The organism is Bacillus sp. 16GRE42, assembly GCF_019837435.1.
Taxonomy (GTDB): Bacteria; Bacillota; Bacilli; order Bacillales; family Bacillaceae_G; genus Bacillus_A; species Bacillus_A wiedmannii.
Genome location: NZ_JADAXF010000024.1, coordinates 1 through 1,476, shown reverse-complemented (window position 1 = coordinate 1,476; position 1,476 = coordinate 1). Strand labels below are relative to the sequence as shown.

The 1,476-nt window shown below is 30.5% G+C and carries 1 protein-coding gene; it reads right to left on the bottom strand.

Features of this window, described 5'->3' with window-relative positions; genetic code table 11:
* Window positions 1–257 precede the first annotated feature (257 nt).
* Window positions 258–1,187 carry a DMT family transporter gene (locus tag ILS93_RS28400; protein WP_064475996.1) on the bottom strand — a complete coding sequence of 310 codons (930 nt, stop codon included), beginning with the start codon at window positions 1,185–1,187 and terminating at the stop codon, window positions 258–260.
* Window positions 1,188–1,476 lie beyond the last annotated feature (289 nt).

Sequence of the window (1,476 nt, the reverse complement as noted above, 5' to 3'; positions counted from 1 at the left end):
AGTTAATGTCAACTAAGTTTTTCATTTTGTTTGCCGCGTTCTGCGTTATTGCATCGGCGACTTGTTCTATATTACACCTCTATACTCTAATCGTCAATACCTTTTATTCAATTAATAATAAAAATAATTCCAAAGGTATTTTCCATATGAGTTTCAGTTATTTAATTTCTCTCATTCAATGAAAGTAATGAAAAGGACATCCTATTACATACAAGGCGTCCTTTTCATTAAACACTCTATACATACTCTTATACACTTTAACATTCTTCATTCTCTTTAACATTTCGATCGCCCGATATAAATAAATCAATTAATTTACGTTTATCCGCCCATATCACTCCGAATAAAACTAAGCTACCACCTATTACTATTCTCCACGTCAAAGATTCATTTAATAGAACAATTGAAGCAACAATACTTATTAACGGTAACGCATTTAAATATAATCCACTTACTGATGCCGAGACTGTCTCTAATGCTCTATTCCAAAACCAATACGCTAAAATTGTTGCCCCAATAACAAGATATATTACACTTAGTCCAACCTTCCACGTTTCAATCTTTGGAAGACCGTAATAAAAAGTTTCTGCCATTGCAAATGGTAATAGAATAACAGCTCCAATAATTAAAGTTAATGTTGTAAAAACCTTGTTTGATAGATACTGTTCTTGTTTTGGTCGTTTCAGCAATACTGTATAGAAAGCAAATAAGAACGTGCTTAATAAAATAAGGATATCTCCTATTAAAGATACTTCTTGATCGACATTACTAGATGGAATTGTAATAAGAAGTACTCCGATAGCCCCCAATACAATACCGATCCAATAATTAAGCTGAATTTTTTCTTTCAAAAAGAACGCTGAAAAAAGAATTGTAACTAAAGGTAAAGCAGCATCAATAATACTAACATGCAATCCACTCGTTAAAGAAATACCGTAGGATGTGAACATAAAGTACCCAGCTACACCAGTAAAAGATAGTAAACTCATTCTTTTCCACGGGACTTGTTTATGTACAACTGATCTTTTTAATTGTTTAAATGAGAATAGTAAACAAATTCCACCAGCTAAGAAAAGGCGAATAAATAACAAAGTAAATGGCTGAATAGATTCTAATGCCCACTTTGTTGGCGCAATGGCTGTCCCCCATAATATAACAGCCACTAATAACATGCATATTTCTTTCATAATCCCCCACACCCATCAAAAAATATATGTTAACTATCTTAATTATAGATTTTTTCTTATGTAAAATCCTTTAAAAATGAAAAACAACTAAAATAGCTATTTTCCACATAACGGTTTCATATAAAAAGTAAAATATTTTAGTCATTCCACGGCTCAATTAATACAAAAAGGTAATTCTTACCTTAAACTAATATTTAAATGTATTACTTTATTATCTTTTATGGCATTATCGTTCAAAATTCATTTTAAATAGTCTCTATTTCATCTTTTTTCTTCTTTAAGATTATTA